Consider the following 16,826-nt stretch of genomic DNA (forward strand, 5'->3'; position numbering starts at 1 on the left):
TAGACTTCGTCCGTCCATTCTATATGGGATAGGGCAGCGATATTACCAGCGGATTAGATGGGGGACGATCAGTCGACCCAGAAACGCGCAAATCATGACCGACAGCGTGTACCAAAGTCCAATATAGAAAATGCCATTGAACGGACAGTGCAGCCCATAAGCCGCGGCACCCAAGGCGCCGGAAGATATGCCGACGAGCCAGCCTGCACGGTTCAGGGCAACCGGAGCGCTGCGACGGAGCCAACCGATTTGAGCAGTGGCTATGCCGCAACCCACCAATGCACTGACACTGAGGCATTCCAGACCATAGCGCGGAACGAAAACGGCCATGTTATCTGGTGCTGCGATCAGGGCCATGACGATCGCCGTGGCCGGAAAGAGCAGAGCAGCACACAAGGCCCAAATCCAGCCTTTGAAGCTATTGCCAACCGCTGGCTGGCCCATTGCGATAACCGCATAGCAGCTGGTCACGCCGAGCAGCAGCAGAGCACCTGCCCGCAAAAAGAACATCGGATGGGGCATGCCCATCATGATGTCGCCACGGATCCCGAGGGTCATGACGACGATCGCTGCAAAAACCGCGGTCAGCCCTAGCGTGAGAACTATGCCATCGCGGTTTTTTAGCGGTTTGATCGGCGTCAAGTCTTCGACGAGACGATCTATTGTGTTGGACATCATCTAAACTCTTTTACTATCATTCTGTTTCGACCATCGACGAGAGCTTTTTCAGTCCGCGATGGATGTTCACTTTGACCAGAGATTCGGACTGGCCGGTTTTTGCTGATGCCTCGATAATGCTGAGGCCTTCAATTTTGACGAGGCTGATAACCTCTGCCTGTTTGGGCGGGATCATGCCGAGCAGCCGTTCCAGACTAACTTTGGCGGTGACGCCTTCATCCTGTGGATCGGCGACCATCTCCTCGTAGAGCTGATCATGTTCATGCCGGTAAATCTTGCGCAAACTGTCGATCCAGCGGTAGCGACCAATGGCGGCAAGCCAAGGCAAAAAGGCCCTGTTCGGATCATAGCTTGATCGCTTGCGATGGAGCGAGATCAGGGTCTCCTGCACCAGATCATCAATCGCAGACGGGTTGATCTTGCGGGCGTAATAGCGGCGAAGCCACTTTTCGCATTCGACGAGCAGGCTGGAATAGCAAAGCTTGTCGCCGCCTTGCGCCTTGATCATCAAGTGCCGAAGAGTTTCTTCGCTCGCAATCACCGGATCAGCCTAGCTTGTGACCAATCAAACGGTCGAGCGAGAAGATGCCGCCGCCGCGTGTGATCAAGATCAGCGCCATCGCGGTCCAGATCATATGAGTCTGCCACCAGACGGCCATTTCCGGAAAGACGAATATCTGGATGACCATGGTCATGCCCAAAATACCAAGCGCGCCGAACCGTGTAGCCAGTCCAAACACCAGCAAAATCGGTAGAAAATGCTCCATATAGGTGGTGACATAGGCGCCCAATTCGCCGTTCAGCACAGGCACCTGGTTAAAGGGCGCATCCGAAAACTGGAAAAAGGTCGTGTCCTTGATTGTCAGGAAGCTGCCTTCTTCGACCTTTGTGCGGGCCGAGCGCCAGAAAATGCCAGCAAGAGCTATGCGCGTGAACAATAGTGCGATGCCCTCTGGCACGGCGCCGCTCAAACGGTTGATCAAATTTTTCAACATATCCATCATTTTCCTATCCCTCCAAATGCTTCAACGCCCCAATCTGGATCAGCTTGACAATATGCTGCATCGCGGTGGCTTCATCACTCAGTTCGAGAACATGTTCCAAAAGGTTACCCATAGTGGCGCTCTCGGCAATCTTTTTCGCAATTTCTTGTTCCACAGCGGTCAGCGGATGGAATAATATCTGTGCTTCCGGTCGGGCGATCATCAGTGCATCCGGATTTAGGTCGGCCAGTTCAACAAGCTCCGGGGACAAGGGACCGGTGATTGCGATCAGATGCATGGCGGGATGGGCGGCGACTGGGAATGCCAGCAAATCAGCTTCGGCCAGGGTGGCTATATCGCTCAGGACGACGGGTGTGGCGTCGGCACTGCGATAGCTTTGCAGCCAGGCCCATTCGATCCGGGCAAGATCAACCTCGGTGCCGCCAAAGCCGCGGTCGATCAAAAAAGCAACAAAATCGGCACCGATACGGTTCATATCGCAGGCCAATATATGGTCCTGCTCGACATAATCGCGCGAAAGGGCGTGAAATTTTTCATGGCCCATATGCGCGTGCAGACGCGGATAGCTGTCTTCCAATGCGACCAGGCGGGCATGGGAGATGGTGTTGGCATGCGCCTTCAGCCCGAGCAGTGCGCGTTCGCTGCTCTCCGAGAACAGGTCAGCGGGAAAATGGTCGGGCCCTTTTTGCAGGCAGGTTATGAAGCGCGACTGTCCCTCAGCGAGCGATGGCATGGCGCGCCTCCGCTGATTGCGGGACGCTCAAAATGGCCTCGGCCTTGGCGACTTCGGCCATGAGCGTGTCATATTCGGGAATATCCGTGTCCCATTCGATCAGCGTCGGCTTGGGACCAGCGCGTTCGATGAACCGGCGATAGAGGGTCCAGGTGATATCGCTGACCACCGAGCCATGGTCGTCGATTAGCAACGGGCCGCTGTCATGACTTTCCCGCGCATGGCCGGCGAGGTGAATTTCGCCAACGATAGCGGGATCGATTGCGTCAATATAGGCCTCCATGTCGAGCCCGACATTGGTGGCAGTGACCTCGACATTGTTGATATCGAAAAGCAAGCCGCATCCCGACTGGCGGCAAAGCCTGTCAATGAAATCCGTCTCGCTCATCTCGTCGTCTCGATAGGAAAGATAGCGGGACGGGTTCTCGATCAGGATGGTGCGTTGGAGCCGGTCCTGTACCTTGCCAATCTCTGCGGCAAAATGGTCAAGCGCTTCGCGCGTGTAGGGAATCGGTAGCAGATCCGGGTAGCGGTCATGGGCGTTGCCGCTCCAGCTAAGATGATCGGAAAGCATGGCCGGTTGGTAGCGGTCGCAAAGGGCGGCGATTTTCTCGAGATCTTGGCTGTTGAGCCCGTCGGCGCTGCCTAGAGACAGGCCGACACTGTGAAAGCTCAAGGGGTAAACCTCGGCGATGGCGGTGAGCCAGCGGTGTGCCGGGCCACCATCGCCGAAGTAATTCTGTGGGTGAACCTCAACCCAGGAAGGGCGCTTCGCGTCTGCGGCCTCATCCAGCACATGATTATAATGTACCGACTTGAGACCTATGCCACCCGATGGAGGGAGGGAGCGGGGCACAGCAGCCGCTAACGAAGCGTGAGGATCAGGAATTGCGGCCATCCACGGAATTTAGCGCGTTTAGCCCTTTTTGGGAACCGGTTTCGCATTGCCTTTGTGCGCGGACAATGTGCCGCCCATATCGGCGCATGCGCCTTTGGCGACATATTTCCAGGCATTGCCCTGATAATTGATGGTCGACGTGCCCGAACAACTGGTGCCCGGTCCGGCAGCGCAATCATTTTTGCCGGCAAGTGCAACGCCATAGCATTTTTCTTTGGCACCGGCGGCTTGCGCAGCAGTGGCAGACAGCGACAGGGTTGCGGCAGCGGCCAGCGCAGCGGCGGTAGCGGTTGATTTGATCAATACAGACATTAAATTTCCTCTCTCGAGATTGGGGGATTGATGTGAACCCGCCAAAGCGGGCACATAATGACATTCGTGAGTCCGGACGATCGGGTTACACAGCGCTTCGGCTTCGCCCCGCAAACGAATCGCAACGCCTCGGAAATCCTACAAAAATGAAGAGAAATATTTTCTGCTCTTTCCCTTGACGGCGGATCAATAGCGATTACATGGTCCCTGTTAGCACTCGAAAGGAGAGAGTGCTAATTCACACAGATTCTGCTCTTACGGCCGGCGACAAAAGCGGGCCTGAAGAGTTTTGGATTGGACAAGAAAGGGAAATCTATGAAATTTCGTCCATTACATGACCGTGTACTGGTGCGCCGCGTAGAAGCGGACGCAAAAACAGCTGGCGGTATCATCATTCCGGATAGCGCTCAGGAAAAGCCAGCAGAAGGCAAAGTTGTTGCAGTCGGCAATGGCTTGAAAGACGACAGCGGCAAAGCAACCGCGCTTGACGTCAAAAAAGGCGACAAGATTTTGTTTGGCAAATGGTCCGGCACGGAAGTTACCGTCGACGGCGAAGAGCTGATCATCATGAAGGAAAGCGATATTCTCGGTATTCTCGAGAAATAAGCATTTGCTCCATCACAACTTCAATCAACTAAGCAGAGGAAAATATCATGGCTGCTAAAGACGTAAAATTTGGTCGCGACGCTCGCGAACGCATTCTGGTCGGCGTGAACACGCTTGCGGATGCTGTTAAAGTAACCCTCGGCCCTAAAGGCCGCAATGTTGTGCTCGACAAGAGCTTTGGCGCACCGCGCATCACCAAGGATGGTGTTTCGGTTGCCAAGGAAATCGAACTGAAAGACAAGTTCGAAAATATGGGCGCACAGATGCTTCGTGAAGTTGCATCGAAAACCAACGATGTTGCTGGCGACGGCACCACCACGGCTACCGTGCTCGCGCAGGCGATTGTCAAAGAAGGCATGAAATCTGTGTCTGCTGGCATGAACCCGATGGATTTGAAGCGTGGCATCGACCAGGCTGTTGGTTCGGTTGTTGCTGACCTTCAGAAGCGCTCCAAGACGGTCAAAGGCAGCGGCGAAATTGCTCAGGTTGGCATTATCTCTGCCAATGGCGACCAAGAAGTTGGTGAGAAAATTGCCGAAGCAATGGACAAAGTCGGCAAAGAAGGCGTTATCACGGTTGAAGAAGCCAAAGGTCTCGACTTTGAACTCGACGTTGTGGAAGGCATGCAGTTTGACCGCGGTTACCTGTCGCCTTACTTCATCACCAACCCGGACAAGATGATTGCGGACCTCGAAAACCCTTACATCCTGATCCACGAGAAGAAGTTGACCAACCTGCAGCCATTGCTCCCAATCTTGGAAGCTGTTGTGCAAGCCGGACGTCCGCTTTTGATCATTGCTGAAGATATTGAAGGCGAAGCGCTGGCTACTCTCGTGGTCAACAAATTGCGCGGTGGTCTGAAAATCGCAGCGGTGAAAGCACCTGGTTTCGGTGATCGCCGTAAAGCAATGCTCGAAGATATCGCGATCCTCACCAAAGGTGAAATGATCTCCGAAGATCTCGGCATCAAGCTGGAAAGCGTCACGCTGAACATGCTCGGTGAAGCCAAGAATGTTACCATCGACAAGGATAACACAACGATTGTCGACGGTTCTGGCAAAAAGGCCGACATCAAGGCTCGCGTCGAAGCGATCCGTGCGCAGATCGAAAACACCACCTCCGATTATGACAAAGAAAAACTGCAAGAACGTCTGGCGAAGCTCGCTGGCGGTGTTGCCGTGATCAAAGTCGGCGGCGCGACCGAAGTTGAAGTGAAAGAGAAGAAAGACCGTGTCGACGATGCGCTGCACGCAACCCGTGCTGCTGTTGAAGAAGGCATTGTCCCTGGCGGCGGAACCGCGCTTATCTATGCAACATCTTCGCTCAAAGGCCTCGAAGGCGCAAACGAAGACCAGACACGTGGTATCGACATTGTTCGTAAAGCGTTGCAGGCTCCGGTTCGCCAGATTGCTGAAAATGCAGGCTTTGACGGCGCCGTTGTCGCTGGCAAATTGCTGGACCAGAAAGACAAGAACTTCGGCTTTAACGCGTTCAGCGATAAATACGAAGATCTCGTCAAATCCGGTGTGATCGATCCTACCAAAGTTGTGCGCGCTGCTCTGCAGGACGCTTCCTCGGTTGCAGGTCTGTTGATCACCACCGAAGCGGCTGTCGCAGACTCACCAGACGACAGTGCCGGCGGCGCTCCAGCCATGCCTGACATGGGCGGCATGGGCGGCGGCATGGGCGGTATGGGCTTCTAAACCCAAACGCTCGGCTCACGTTGAACCTATCAAGGGGGGCTGGAAGGAAACTTCCGGCCCCTTTTCTATTTTCAAAGTGCCTTTTCGCGACAATTTGATACAAGTTTTCCTTTGAATATCAGGAGAATATCGTTCTTGCATCAGCGCGGGGCGATTGATGGGATGGAGTGTCTATATGCGTGAGTACCAATTGCCTTTCCGTGCTGTATCGAGAACCGCTTTGATTGTGTCCCTCGGATTCATCACTGCCTGCGGCGGTGGTGGCGATAGCGGTACTTCAACGGTAACTCTGCCGGTGGCTGCAACGCCGACCCCGACACCCGCACCAACCCCGACACCCGCACCAACGCCAACAGAAATTGTTGCCCAGTTCACGACTATCGATTTCGACAATTTGTTGAACTATGCCAATCCCACATTGCCTGCTTATTATGACAATACTGTCGCTGGACGGGACAATGAGCCCGCTAACAATCAGCTGGAAGACCGTATCGCGTCATTGGGTCGGGTGTTGTTTTATGACACTCAGTTGAGCGTCAACAACACGAAGTCCTGTGCCTCATGCCACCAGCAGTCCGCAGGCTTTGATGATCCGGACCAGTTCAGCACAGGCTTCGAAGGCGGTGCATTTACCAGCGCCCATGCTATGCGATTAGGCAATGTGCGCTATTTTGGTATCGGCTCTGCATTCTGGGACAAGCGTGCCGCTTCGCTCGAAGAGCAAGCTACGGAACCGATTAAAAATCCGATTGAGATGGGTTGGGACAATGCCGCTGGCGGGATCGATGCCCTCATCACCCGGATGGAAGGCCTGGAATATTATCCGGCCCTCTTCGAACTGGCATTCGGCAATGCGACGATCACAGAAGTGCGGATGCAACAGGCCCTGGCACAATTTGAACGCGCAATGATCTCGTCCGATAGCCGATGGGACCAGGCTTATGCTCAGGTGTTCGACCCCAATGCAGCCAACCGCAATTTGAACGTGGCCCTGCCGGGCTTTTCGGCTTCGGAAAACCGTGGCCGACAATTGTTCATGACGCGTCCAAATAATGGCGGAGCGGGATGTTCTGTCTGCCATCAACCACCCACCTATGCGTTGGCAAATAATAGCGACAGCAACGGATTGGATGCCGGGGAAACGATCGAGTTTAAATCGCCGTCCCTAAAGAGCGTCGGGCTATCCAGTTTTTTCATGCATGATGGGCGGTTCAATTCGTTGGCCCAAGTCGTGGAACATTATAATAGCGGGATTCAAGATGGACCTGCCCTCGACAACCGGTTGCGTCAAGGCGCTGCTCCACAGCAGTTGAACCTGAGCGCCACTGATAAACAGGCGCTCGTGGATTTTATGGAAACATTAAGTGACGATAGCCTGTCCAATGATGTCCGGTTCACAAATCCATTCCGATAACAGATGGTGCCGCCGACGGGCCAGCCATGGCCAACATGGGCTGGTCTTCGGTTCAGGCTGAACCTATCAAGAAGGGCTGGAAGGAGACTTCCGGCCCCTTTTTTTGTGGATGTTTTCAATTCCCGGCGTTTGTGCCATTGGTTACGAATGTAACCCTATTGGCAAGGATCCGAAAATATGACCAAGTTTCTCACTCTCCTGTTGGTTTCCACAAGTCTGGCAGCAGGAGCGGCGCAGGCAGAATCGGCGACACAGGAAACAGCGGCATCGACCGTTGCGGTTTCGGAAACCGAACGTCTCAACATCTGGTTCGATGCCAAGTTTGAGGAACGGCTTGCCACCAGCCCGATCACGCAAACCTTTCTGGGGCGCAAAACCGGCTATGGCGCGATGGATGATTACTCGCTTGCCGCTGCCGATAGCGAGCTGGCGTGGATGCGCGATGCTACGGCGGAGATGAAACGCGATTTTGACTATGACAAGCTCTCGCCCGAGGCGAAAATTTCATGGTCTATGTGGCTCTACAATCTGAAACGGCTGGAAGCGGCAGTGCCTTTTCGCGAGAACCAATATGTGCTGCACCAGTTTAATGGCCAGCAATCTTTCTTCCCGACTTTTTTGATCAACCAGCATCGCGTCGCATCCGAAGCCGATATGGTGGCCTATATTGAGAGATTGAAGGGCAGCGCCCGGGCCCTCGACCAGCTGCTTGTCCGCGCCCACGCCAATGCTGTGGCAGGAACGCGTCCGCCGCGTTTTTCCTATGAAGGCGTGATCGAGCAGTCGAAAAAAATCACCACCGGTACGCCGTTTGACGACGGTGATGCGTCGGCGCTTTGGGAAGCAACCGAGGCGAAGCTTGGCGGATTGGTGCGGGACGGCAAGATCACAGACGCGCGCGCCAATGTGTTGCGAGAGGAAGCGCGGGTCGCTCTGACCACAGTTGTCCAGCCGGCTTATGACCGGATCATCACCTGGTTCCAGCAGGATTTGCCGAACACCAAAGCCGAACCTTTTGGTGTGTCCGCGCTGCCCAACGGGGAGGCTTTTTATAATTATCGCCTTGCCGACCAGACAACGACCGATCTGAGCGCCGATCAAATCCACAATCTGGGTCTATCCGAAGTGGCGCGTATCCGCACCGAGATGGAAGCGATCAAGGATGCGGTATCATTTGACGGTGACCTGCAGGCCTTTTTCACGTTCCTGCGGGAAGATGATCAATTTTATTATTCCAGTGATGATCAGGGCGCGCAGGATTATATCGATGCCGCTGAAGCCCATCTGGCGACGATCAAAAAGCGGCTGCCGGAATTTTTCGGTCTGTTGCCAAAGGCCGATCTGGTGGTGAAACGGGTCGAACCTTTCCGGGAGCAAGACGGAGCCGCCCAACATTATCGTCCCGGCACGGTCGATGGCAGCCGCCCGGGCACCTATTATGCCCATTTGTCCGATATGCGGGCCATGCCGATTCACAGCCTGGAGGTGATCGCCTATCATGAAGGCAATCCCGGCCATCATATGCAGAACAGCATCGCGCGCGAACTGACCGGGATTCCAAAATTCCGGACGCAAGGCAGCCGTTCGGTAGCCTATGGTGAGGGCTGGGCGCTTTATTCCGAACTGCTTGCCAAGGAAATGGGAGCCTATGCTGACCCCTATTCGGATTTCGGTCGCCTGACGACGGAGATGTGGCGGGCGATACGGCTGGTTGTCGATACTGGCTTGCATGCCAAGGGATGGAGCGAGGAGCAGGCTGTTGCCTATTTTCTTGCCAATAGCCCGATTCCGGAAACTGCAGTGCGCAGCGAAGTTCGTCGCTATCTGGTGATGCCGGGCCAAGCGACCACCTATAAGATCGGCATGATCAAGATCCAGCAGTTGCGCGCCAAGGCGGAACAAGCGCTGGGCGATGATTTCGACATCCGTGGTTTCCATGACACCGTGCTGGGCGGTGGTTCGGTGCCGCTCAACATCTTGGAAATCCAGGTCGATCAGTGGATTGCCAGCGTGCAAGCATCCTAGCGGTCGGGACAGGATATGGTCGCCAGCACATTTGAGCTGTTCAAAATTGGCGTAGGCCCGTCGAGTTCCCACACGATGGGCCCGATGCTAGCGGCTGCGCTATTCGTGGAACGGGTTGCCGAGACCGGCCGGCTCGCAGATGTGACGCGGCTGGAAACATTGCTTTTTGGTTCACTGGCGTTGACCGGCAAGGGCCACGCGACGGATCGGGCGATTCTATTGGGCTTGTCGGGTCAGCGGCCGGACAATATTGAACCCGATGCCGCCGATACCCTGGTCGAGTATATTCGGTCCGATCAGCAAATCAGCTTGAACGGCACACATGAGATCGCCTTTGACGAGGCGGCAGACGTTATCTTTGATCAAAGGAAGCGTCTCGATTTTCATAGTAATGCGATGCGACTCAATGCTTTTTCCGGCGAGGAACTGATCGATACGAGAGTCTATTACTCGGTTGGCGGCGGCGCGATCCTGGACGAGGACCAGATCGGCAGCAACAATCCGGAGAATGGATTGTGGGACGTACCGCATCCCTTTTGCTCGGGTGCCGATTTGCTGGAAATCGCCGATAAGGAGGGTCTTTCTATCGCCGATATCATGCGCAAAAACGAGCGCATGGTGAAGTCGGACGAGCAGATCAGCACCGATATCCGCGCCATTGCCGATGCGATGTCGGCCTGTATCGACCGCGGCATCGCACAAGGCGGGATTTTGCCCGGCGGTTTGCGCGTCAAGCGGCGGGCCCCATTAATTCACGCCCGCTTGATGGAACGACAGGAACGCGCCTTGTCTGATCCGCTCACCATTTTGGACTGGGTCAATCTCTGGGCACTGGCGGTGAATGAGGAAAATGCTGCGGGCGGCAAGGTGGTGACCGCACCGACCAATGGGGCGGCTGGCATCGTCCCGTCTGTGCTGCGATTCTATGAACGTTTTGCACCGAAAGCCGATGCAGCGGGTGTGGAGACCTTCCTGCTGACCGCTGCGGCCATCGGATCCCTGTTCAAGGAAAACGCTTCGATATCCGGTGCGGAAGTCGGCTGTCAGGGCGAAGTCGGCGTTGCTTGTTCGATGGCGGCTGCGGGCTTGACCGCCGCTTGGGGCGGGACGCCGTCGCAGGTCGAAAATGCCGCCGAAATCGGTATGGAGCATAATCTTGGTCTGACTTGCGATCCCGTCGGCGGGCTGGTGCAAGTACCCTGTATCGAACGCAACGCCGTCGGTGCGGTCAAAGCGATTGAGGCGGCACGCTTATCGATTCTGGGCGATGGCACCCACCGCGTCAGTCTCGACGAAGTGATCGAGACGATGCGCAAGACCGGCCTCGATATGAGCGAGCGCTACAAAGAGACCTCGCAAGGTGGACTCGCTGTCAATTTGGTGGAATGCTGATTGAAACGAGGGGCGTGAGCAATGAAGAAGCTGGGCTTGGGACTATTGCTATTGGCGCTGCTGGCCGTTGGGGCGGGAGCTTTGTTTCAGGAGCAAATCGGTAAGCGGCTTTTTGCAAGCGCTGTCGAGACAGCCGTGGCGCGCGACGTCTTAGGTGATTTGCCCGACGGCATTCATGTCGCGCTTTGTGGTTCCGGTTCGCCGCTCCCTGATCCCACGCGCGCAGGGCCGTGCTCGGCGGTCGTCATTGATGGCAAGATGTTCATTGTCGACGTCGGCGGCGGCGCGGTGCGCAATCTTGGTCTGATGGGCCTGAGTCCTGGCGCGACAGAAGCGCTGCTGCTGACCCATTTTCATAGCGACCATATCGACGGTTTGGGCGAATTGCTGCTGCAACGCTGGGCTGGTGGCGGACGCACAAGCCCGCTTCCCGTCATTGCGCCAGAAGGCGTGACCGCTATCGTCGATGGCTTGAACGCCGCCTATGCCGCCGATGTTCAATATCGCATTGCCCATCATGGCGAAGCAACCATGGCGCCGACGGGAGCTGGCGGGATCGCGAAGCCCTTTGTCGCGCCGCAAGGGCAAGAGCAGCTTGTCGTCTATGACCAAGCGGGGATTACAATCACCGCCTTTTCTGTGGGACATGAGCCTGTCTCGCCGGCGGTCGGCTATCGCTTCGACTATAAGGGCCGGTCGGTGGTGTTCAGCGGCGATACGGTGAAAATGGCAACGGTCGAGCAGGCCTGTAATGGCTGCGATCTGATGGTGCACGAAGTGTTGAACGCCGAGATGGTGGGCACTTTGGAAGCCGCATTTGAAAAAGCCGGCCGCAAGCGGCTGGTCAAGATCATGTCGGATATTCCCGATTATCACACAACGCCGGTCGAAGCCGCCAAGACGGCAAAAGCGGCTCAGGCGAAGATGCTGGTCTTCTCCCATATCGTGCCGGCGCTGCCGATCGATTATCTCGAAGGCTATTTTATGGAGGGTGTGTCGGATGTCTATGACGGGTCCGTGGTGCTGGGCAAGGACGGGATGCTGTTCAGCCTTCCCGCCAATAAGAATAGTATCGAACAGGATGATCTTCTCTAAGCTGTGTGCCAGATGAGGAGAATGATGTCGTGACCACCAACCGTTTCTGGCAATTGAATAACCGTCCCACAGGGCAGGACGTTTCCGGCTCGCTATCGCTGGAGAGCGAAACGATGCCCGAACTTGCCGATGGCGAAGTGCTGGTCAAGGCCGCCTATCTGTCGATGGACGCGGGCACCCGCATGTGGATGACCGAGCGCGAGGACGGCTATCAACCTCCTTTGGACTTGGGCACCAAAATGGCTGGACTGGTGCTTGGCCATGTTGCGGCTTCCTGTCACGCGGGCTTTGCCGAGGGCGATCTGGTGCGCGGTTTCGGGCAATGGGCCGAACTTAGTATCGTGCAACCGGAACTGGCGGGCCTCGTGAAGGTTGATGACAGCATCGACGATATCAAACAGCATTTTGGTGTGCTCGGCTTCAACGGCTGGACCGCGCTTTGGGGCTTGCAGGAAACGGCGGGCGTGAAGGCCGGCGACAATGTTCTGGTCTCGGCCGCCGCTGGCGCGACCGGCGTTCTGGCTTGCCAGATTGCCAGGATATTGGGCGCGAACGTCTATGGTCTGGCGGGCGGGCCGGACAAATGCCGCTGGCTGGAGAGCGAACTCGGCATCACCAAAGCGATTGATTATAAGAATGATGATATCGCGGCTGAACTGGCCAAGGTCGATGGCGGGATCAATGCCTATTTTGACAATGTTGGCGGACCGATATTGGATGCAGTATTGCCCAATATGGCGCTTTATGGCCGCGTCGCGCTTTGCGGCCTGCTTGCCCAATATAAAGGTGATGGCCGCGGCCATGGGCCGGAACATTTCGATCAGATATTGATGAAACGACTGCGCATCGAAGGCTTTTTCTCACCCGATTTTATGGATCAGGGCGAGCGGCTGGCAGCAGAGTTGAAGACATGGCTGGACCAAGGCCTGATCGACACGCCCTTCGATGTCACCGACGGCATTGATAACGTCCTGACCGCATATGAAAAACTCTTCACGGGGGGCAATATCGGCAAGGTCTTGGTGAAAATCTAGGCCCGCGCTCTGCCGACACGCAAGCCCCAAAGCGATAGCGCCATGATCGACAGTGCATAGCCTATCGCCATGATCGAAATGCCTGACCATCCGCTATATTCATAGGTTGCCGCGCCCAGCCAACTGGAGATGCCGCCACCGATGAACATGATCACGATATAGATGGTCATCAGGCGCGTTCTGATTTCGGGCGCGCGGCTGAACATGATTGTTTTGCTACATATATCGACGGAAGCGCCGCCGATGCTGTTTAAAATAACCGCGATCACTAAAAGCCAGAGGTTGTTGCCGGCAAAGGGCAGGAGGCAGACACCGGCCAATTGTATCAGGCAAAAATAGATCCGCGTGCGCTCCGGGCCGATCCGGTCTGCAAACCGGCCGACATAGGGTGACCCAAGGACATTGACTATGGCGATGATCGCCAGATAGCCGACCGTATCCACGCCATAGCCGTTGCGCGGCAAATGCAGGCCGATGGCGATCCACAAAGCGAGGAACAGTCCGAAGGAAAGCGCCTGTATCAGTCCGCCCAATGGCACTTCCGGAAGGGATTTGAATATCGGCCAGAGCGAACGGAGCAACTCGCTGTAGCGCGGCGGCTCGCTATTGGCGGGCTTCTCATCCTGTTTGCGCTCCATGATAGACGGCAGCAGGACCACCAGCAAAGCCATGCACGCCACCCCGACCCAATAGGCGGAACGCCAGCCGAAATAATGCCCCAGCAATCCGCCACCCACCCGGCTACCCAATATGCCAAAGGTTACGCCAGCGGTCATGATTCCGGTGACATGTCCAATCCGGGCAGGATTGACGCGCTGGGTTACATAAGCGGGCAGCAGATAGGGCGCGATCGTGAAAAAGCCGAGCACGGACGAGGCGGCAGCAAATATCAGGAAGCTTCCGGACAGCGCCATCGCAAGCATGGCGAGAAACTGGCCGATGACAAAAACCGTGATCAACTTGCGGTTGTTTATCCGGTCCCCGAGCGGCAGCAACAGCAATATCCCGAGTGCGAGCGCGATCTGGTTGAGGGCAGGCGCGAGCCCGACGGTTGCTCCGCTGACGCCAAATTCTTCGGCCACCGGCGTAATCAGCGGATGGATATAATAGGCATTGGCTACCACCGCTGCGGACGACAGCGCGAAGAGGAAAAGCTTTAGCTCGCTGATGCGACGTGGCGCATCCGATGGGGGTGATTGTGTGTCAGGCAGGATTTGGGCTTTCAGACGCTATTTGCCTATGGCTATGCCTATCTTGGCTCGAAAAGTCGTCTGTTTGTTTTGCGAGGCCGGCCGGGTTTCTTCTATTGTGCTGGCTGTTCAGGGAAATACCATACGCGGCGGATCAATCCGTCGTCGATTTGATAGACCACATTGGAACTTTGCGCCTTTTTCGCGCCGGATGCCGACGTCCAAGACGCTGTTTCAACCGCCGAAACAAACGCGCCATTGATCCCCCAACCGCCGAGTGTGCTCGTGACCTTGGTGGACCCTCCAAAATAGTCTCCCATCTCGGCGACCATTTTCGTCTTGCCGTCCGTCGTGACCGAAGAGCTGCCCGCCGCCACCGTTATCCACTGGATATCGGGATGCATCATCGTCGCCATGGCAGAGACATTCTGCATATTAAAGGCCGCGGTATAGGCCTCGATCAGCGCCCGGTTTGGCGGAGACGCCGGTGTTGGCGCGGTCACGCAAGAAATCAGAGATAGACAGGCCAAGCCCGATATTGTGATTTTGATGATGCCGCTCGTCATGGCCCATGCCACTACCAGCTGGCTTTTGATGGAGTCAAATCTATCAACTGGTTCTGGGCGGGAGGATTTGCTCCAGATCTTTCAATACCGCATCATAGTTCCGTTCGCGGAGCATCGCCACGAGTTTCGGATTGGACCTATCCGGGTGGCCGCTGGCAAAGGGCGGGCGGGGATCATATTCGAGACCGAGCTGCACGGCCTCCGCAAATTCCGGTCCGGCAATTTCAGCGATCACGGTAAGTGCAAAATCAATCCCAGACGTGACCCCGCCCGCGGTGATGATATTGCCATCCTTGACCACCCGCGCCTTTTCAAAAGTCGCACCAAAGCGCTGCAGAAGCGAGGTATACGCCCAATGGCTGGTTGCCCTTTTGCCATCGAGCAGGCCCGCTGCTCCCAGCGCAAGCGAACCGGTACATACCGAGCTTATATATTGCGCACCGGCGGCCTGATCGCGCAAAAACTGCAGCGTGTCGGCATCGGCAATCACATCCTTGGTTCCAAAACCACCGGGCACGCATAGCAGGTCTGCTTGCGGACAAGCTTCGAAATCGCAGTTCGGCACTATCGCAAAACCGCTGTCGGTCTCGATGGGCTTGATGCTTTTTGCGACGGTATGGACAACCGCGCCCGGCATCCGCGCGAGAAATTGGGCCGGACCCGTGAAATCAAGTTGGGTAATGCCGTCAAACAGCAAGAAAACAATGTGGAAAGGCTTTGGACTATTGGTCATAGGGCGGCTCCAGATTTTGAGAAGTGCCCAGGCGATCGGCTATGACAATCATTCGCTCCCCGATGGTGTCCCATCTCGATATCGCCAGTCACGAACTATGCGTTGGTCTAACAGCAAATTTCCACGCAAACAAACCGGAAATGGTGTCGGCCAGCATATATTCATCCCTATGCTGCTAGGGCATGATCGTGGACCATGTCTTGAAAGATGATTGGCAAGAGCGCGCAAAATCAGCGGTGGCTGTGGTCACTCTGCATGCGGTTGTCGGTTACGCACTGGTCAGCGGCATGGGCATGGACATGGTCAGGAGTGTGGACGCCGGGCTCAAAGTTATCAATATCACAGTGCCAAAGCCGCCAGAACCGGTTGTGGCAGTGAAATCAGCCAAGGCCGAAGAGGCACCGGCTTCTCCGAAGAATTTGAGGGCCAAGGCAACCCAGATTGTGGCGCCGAAACCGGTGATTGATCTGAAGATTGAATCGCCGGTGATTGCAGCCCCGATTGTCGGTGCTGGGAATGACAATAATGCCGGCGCTGCGGACCAACCGGGCCCTGGTTTCGGCAACGGCGGGGAGGGCAATGGATTGGGCGGCGGCGGCATTGTCTCGGGGCCGCGCCATCTGTCCGGTGCGATTGGCCGCAAGGACATCCCGCGCGCCGTCTGGAAAGCCGGAAATCGCGGCAATGTTGTGGCCCATTTCACCGTTGACGTTGATGGCCGGGCAAAAAATTGCCAGATCCGACAATCCAGCGGCCATACTGTTCTGGATGCCACCACCTGCCGGCTGATAGAGCAACGCTTTCGGTTCGAACCGGCGCGGGATGCGCGCGGCAGAGCGGTCGCGGGCCCCTATGGCTGGCTACAGCAATGGTGGCAGGATGGCGGTGGTCCGCGCGGGTGAACTGACCGGCCCTACATTCCCATATAATCGCGTTTTCCGACCTCTACGCCCTGCATGCGCAGCAAATTATAGGCCGTGGTAATGTGAAAATATAGATTGGGGAGGAAGAAGCTGAGGACATAGGTTTCGCCATCCAGTTCCATCGTCTGTTCGGGACCGACTGGCATGGAGAATGTCATGCCGGCATTGCCGTCAATCGTGGCATTGTCGGTGGCGGCGACTTGCGCTGCACAATCGGCTACGCGAGCCATCAAAGCATCAAATGTGTCCCCCTCCATCGGCATGTCGGGCAGATCGTCGGTCGCCACACCGGTCATTCGTGCGGCACCGCGAACAGCAAATTCGGTGATCATCTGCACTTGCCATTTCAGGTCGTTCATATCGGGAAACAGCCGCGCGCCAAGATAGGCTTCTTCCGCGGTTCCGGCGGCTTCGGCGGCAGCCTTGGCCTTGCCTAGAATCGTGGTTAGGCCGCGAAACGCCTGGGCGGTTGAACCTTTGAAAATCTGGGAGAGGGCTGTGGTCATATAATGTCTTTCCA

The 16,826-nt window shown here is 56.0% G+C and carries 18 protein-coding genes and 1 riboswitch; of the genes, 8 read left to right on the plus strand and 10 right to left on the minus strand.

Going from position 1 to position 16,826, the window contains the following annotated elements:
- Nucleotides 1-42 precede the first annotated feature (42 nt).
- The 6 genes from ABJV08_RS03435 to ABJV08_RS03460 are packed head-to-tail and all read right to left on the minus strand — an operon-like array spanning nt 43 to nt 3,625.
- Complete coding sequence (locus tag ABJV08_RS03435) at nt 43-675, minus strand: DUF1109 domain-containing protein (protein WP_348041680.1); 633 nt, start codon at nt 673-675, stop codon at nt 43-45.
- Between the two features lie 19 nt (nt 676-694).
- The gene (locus tag ABJV08_RS03440; RefSeq protein ID WP_348041678.1) at nt 695-1,186 is read right to left on the minus strand and encodes a sigma-70 family RNA polymerase sigma factor; all 492 of its coding nucleotides are present in this window, start codon (nt 1,184-1,186) and stop codon (nt 695-697) included.
- A gap of 37 nt (nt 1,187-1,223) precedes the next feature.
- On the minus strand, nt 1,224-1,673 hold the full coding sequence (locus tag ABJV08_RS03445) for a DoxX family protein (RefSeq protein WP_348041676.1): 450 nt from the start codon (nt 1,671-1,673) through the stop codon (nt 1,224-1,226).
- A 13-nt stretch (nt 1,674-1,686) separates the two neighbouring features.
- A complete protein-coding gene (locus tag ABJV08_RS03450) occupies nt 1,687-2,415 on the minus strand; it encodes a putative DNA-binding domain-containing protein (protein ID WP_348041674.1) in 729 nt (242 codons plus the stop codon).
- Nucleotides 2,399-3,271 (minus strand): DUF692 domain-containing protein, encoded by an 873-nt coding sequence (locus ABJV08_RS03455; RefSeq protein ID WP_348041672.1) that lies wholly within the window; start codon nt 3,269-3,271, stop codon nt 2,399-2,401. The genes ABJV08_RS03450 and ABJV08_RS03455 overlap by 17 nt, the downstream gene beginning before the upstream one ends.
- 60 nt (nt 3,272-3,331) lie before the next feature.
- Nucleotides 3,332-3,625, minus strand: a complete 294-nt coding sequence (locus tag ABJV08_RS03460; protein WP_348041670.1) for a DUF2282 domain-containing protein — start codon at nt 3,623-3,625, stop codon at nt 3,332-3,334.
- A gap of 315 nt (nt 3,626-3,940) precedes the next feature.
- On the opposite strand from ABJV08_RS03460, the gene ABJV08_RS03465 reads away from it, so the two are divergent.
- The 7 genes from ABJV08_RS03465 (at nt 3,941) to ABJV08_RS03495 (ending at nt 12,894) form a co-directional block, all read left to right on the plus strand.
- The gene (locus ABJV08_RS03465; RefSeq protein WP_348041668.1) at nt 3,941-4,231 is read left to right on the plus strand and encodes a co-chaperone GroES; all 291 of its coding nucleotides are present in this window, start codon (nt 3,941-3,943) and stop codon (nt 4,229-4,231) included.
- A gap of 47 nt (nt 4,232-4,278) precedes the next feature.
- Entirely contained in the window at nt 4,279-5,934 is a 1,656-nt protein-coding gene (gene groL, locus ABJV08_RS03470; protein WP_348041666.1) for a chaperonin GroEL, read from the plus strand.
- Between the two features lie 175 nt (nt 5,935-6,109).
- Complete coding sequence (locus ABJV08_RS03475; protein ID WP_348041664.1) at nt 6,110-7,348, plus strand: cytochrome c peroxidase; 1,239 nt, start codon at nt 6,110-6,112, stop codon at nt 7,346-7,348.
- A 177-nt stretch (nt 7,349-7,525) separates the two neighbouring features.
- Nucleotides 7,526-9,373 (plus strand): DUF885 domain-containing protein, encoded by a 1,848-nt coding sequence (locus ABJV08_RS03480; RefSeq protein ID WP_348041662.1) that lies wholly within the window; start codon nt 7,526-7,528, stop codon nt 9,371-9,373.
- Nucleotides 9,374-9,388: 15 nt separating this feature from the next.
- Entirely contained in the window at nt 9,389-10,765 is a 1,377-nt protein-coding gene (locus ABJV08_RS03485) for an L-serine ammonia-lyase (protein ID WP_348041660.1), read from the plus strand.
- Nucleotides 10,766-10,786: 21 nt separating this feature from the next.
- The gene (locus tag ABJV08_RS03490; RefSeq protein ID WP_348041658.1) at nt 10,787-11,860 is read left to right on the plus strand and encodes an MBL fold metallo-hydrolase; all 1,074 of its coding nucleotides are present in this window, start codon (nt 10,787-10,789) and stop codon (nt 11,858-11,860) included.
- A gap of 29 nt (nt 11,861-11,889) precedes the next feature.
- Entirely contained in the window at nt 11,890-12,894 is a 1,005-nt protein-coding gene (locus ABJV08_RS03495) for an NADP-dependent oxidoreductase (RefSeq protein ID WP_348041656.1), read from the plus strand.
- Here the strand turns inward: ABJV08_RS03495 and ABJV08_RS03500 are convergent.
- The 3 genes from ABJV08_RS03500 to ABJV08_RS03510 all read right to left on the minus strand — a co-directional run bounded on the left by ABJV08_RS03500 (nt 12,891) and on the right by ABJV08_RS03510 (nt 15,383).
- Complete coding sequence (locus tag ABJV08_RS03500) at nt 12,891-14,120, minus strand: MFS transporter (protein ID WP_348114778.1); 1,230 nt, start codon at nt 14,118-14,120, stop codon at nt 12,891-12,893. The two genes, ABJV08_RS03495 and ABJV08_RS03500, sit on opposite strands and share 4 nt — an antisense overlap.
- Before the next feature lie 77 nt (nt 14,121-14,197).
- Complete coding sequence (locus ABJV08_RS03505; RefSeq protein ID WP_348041654.1) at nt 14,198-14,650, minus strand: nuclear transport factor 2 family protein; 453 nt, start codon at nt 14,648-14,650, stop codon at nt 14,198-14,200.
- A 43-nt stretch (nt 14,651-14,693) separates the two neighbouring features.
- Nucleotides 14,694-15,383, minus strand: a complete 690-nt coding sequence (locus tag ABJV08_RS03510) for a DJ-1/PfpI family protein (protein ID WP_348041652.1) — start codon at nt 15,381-15,383, stop codon at nt 14,694-14,696.
- An 18-nt stretch (nt 15,384-15,401) separates the two neighbouring features.
- Nucleotides 15,402-15,485, minus strand: a riboswitch (ZMP/ZTP riboswitch).
- 80 nt (nt 15,486-15,565) lie between these two features.
- Here ABJV08_RS03510 and ABJV08_RS03515 point away from each other — a divergent pair.
- Nucleotides 15,566-16,285, plus strand: coding sequence for a TonB family protein (locus ABJV08_RS03515; protein WP_348041650.1), 720 nt, complete (start codon nt 15,566-15,568; stop codon nt 16,283-16,285).
- A gap of 11 nt (nt 16,286-16,296) precedes the next feature.
- Here the strand turns inward: ABJV08_RS03515 and ABJV08_RS03520 are convergent, their stop codons facing one another.
- Nucleotides 16,297-16,812 carry a DUF1993 domain-containing protein gene (locus ABJV08_RS03520; protein ID WP_348041647.1) on the minus strand — a complete coding sequence of 172 codons (516 nt, stop codon included), beginning with the start codon at nt 16,810-16,812 and terminating at the stop codon, nt 16,297-16,299.
- Nucleotides 16,813-16,826 lie beyond the last annotated feature (14 nt).

It is taken from the genome of Parasphingorhabdus sp. (genome assembly GCF_039982395.1).
Lineage (GTDB): Bacteria > Pseudomonadota > Alphaproteobacteria > Sphingomonadales > Sphingomonadaceae > Parasphingorhabdus.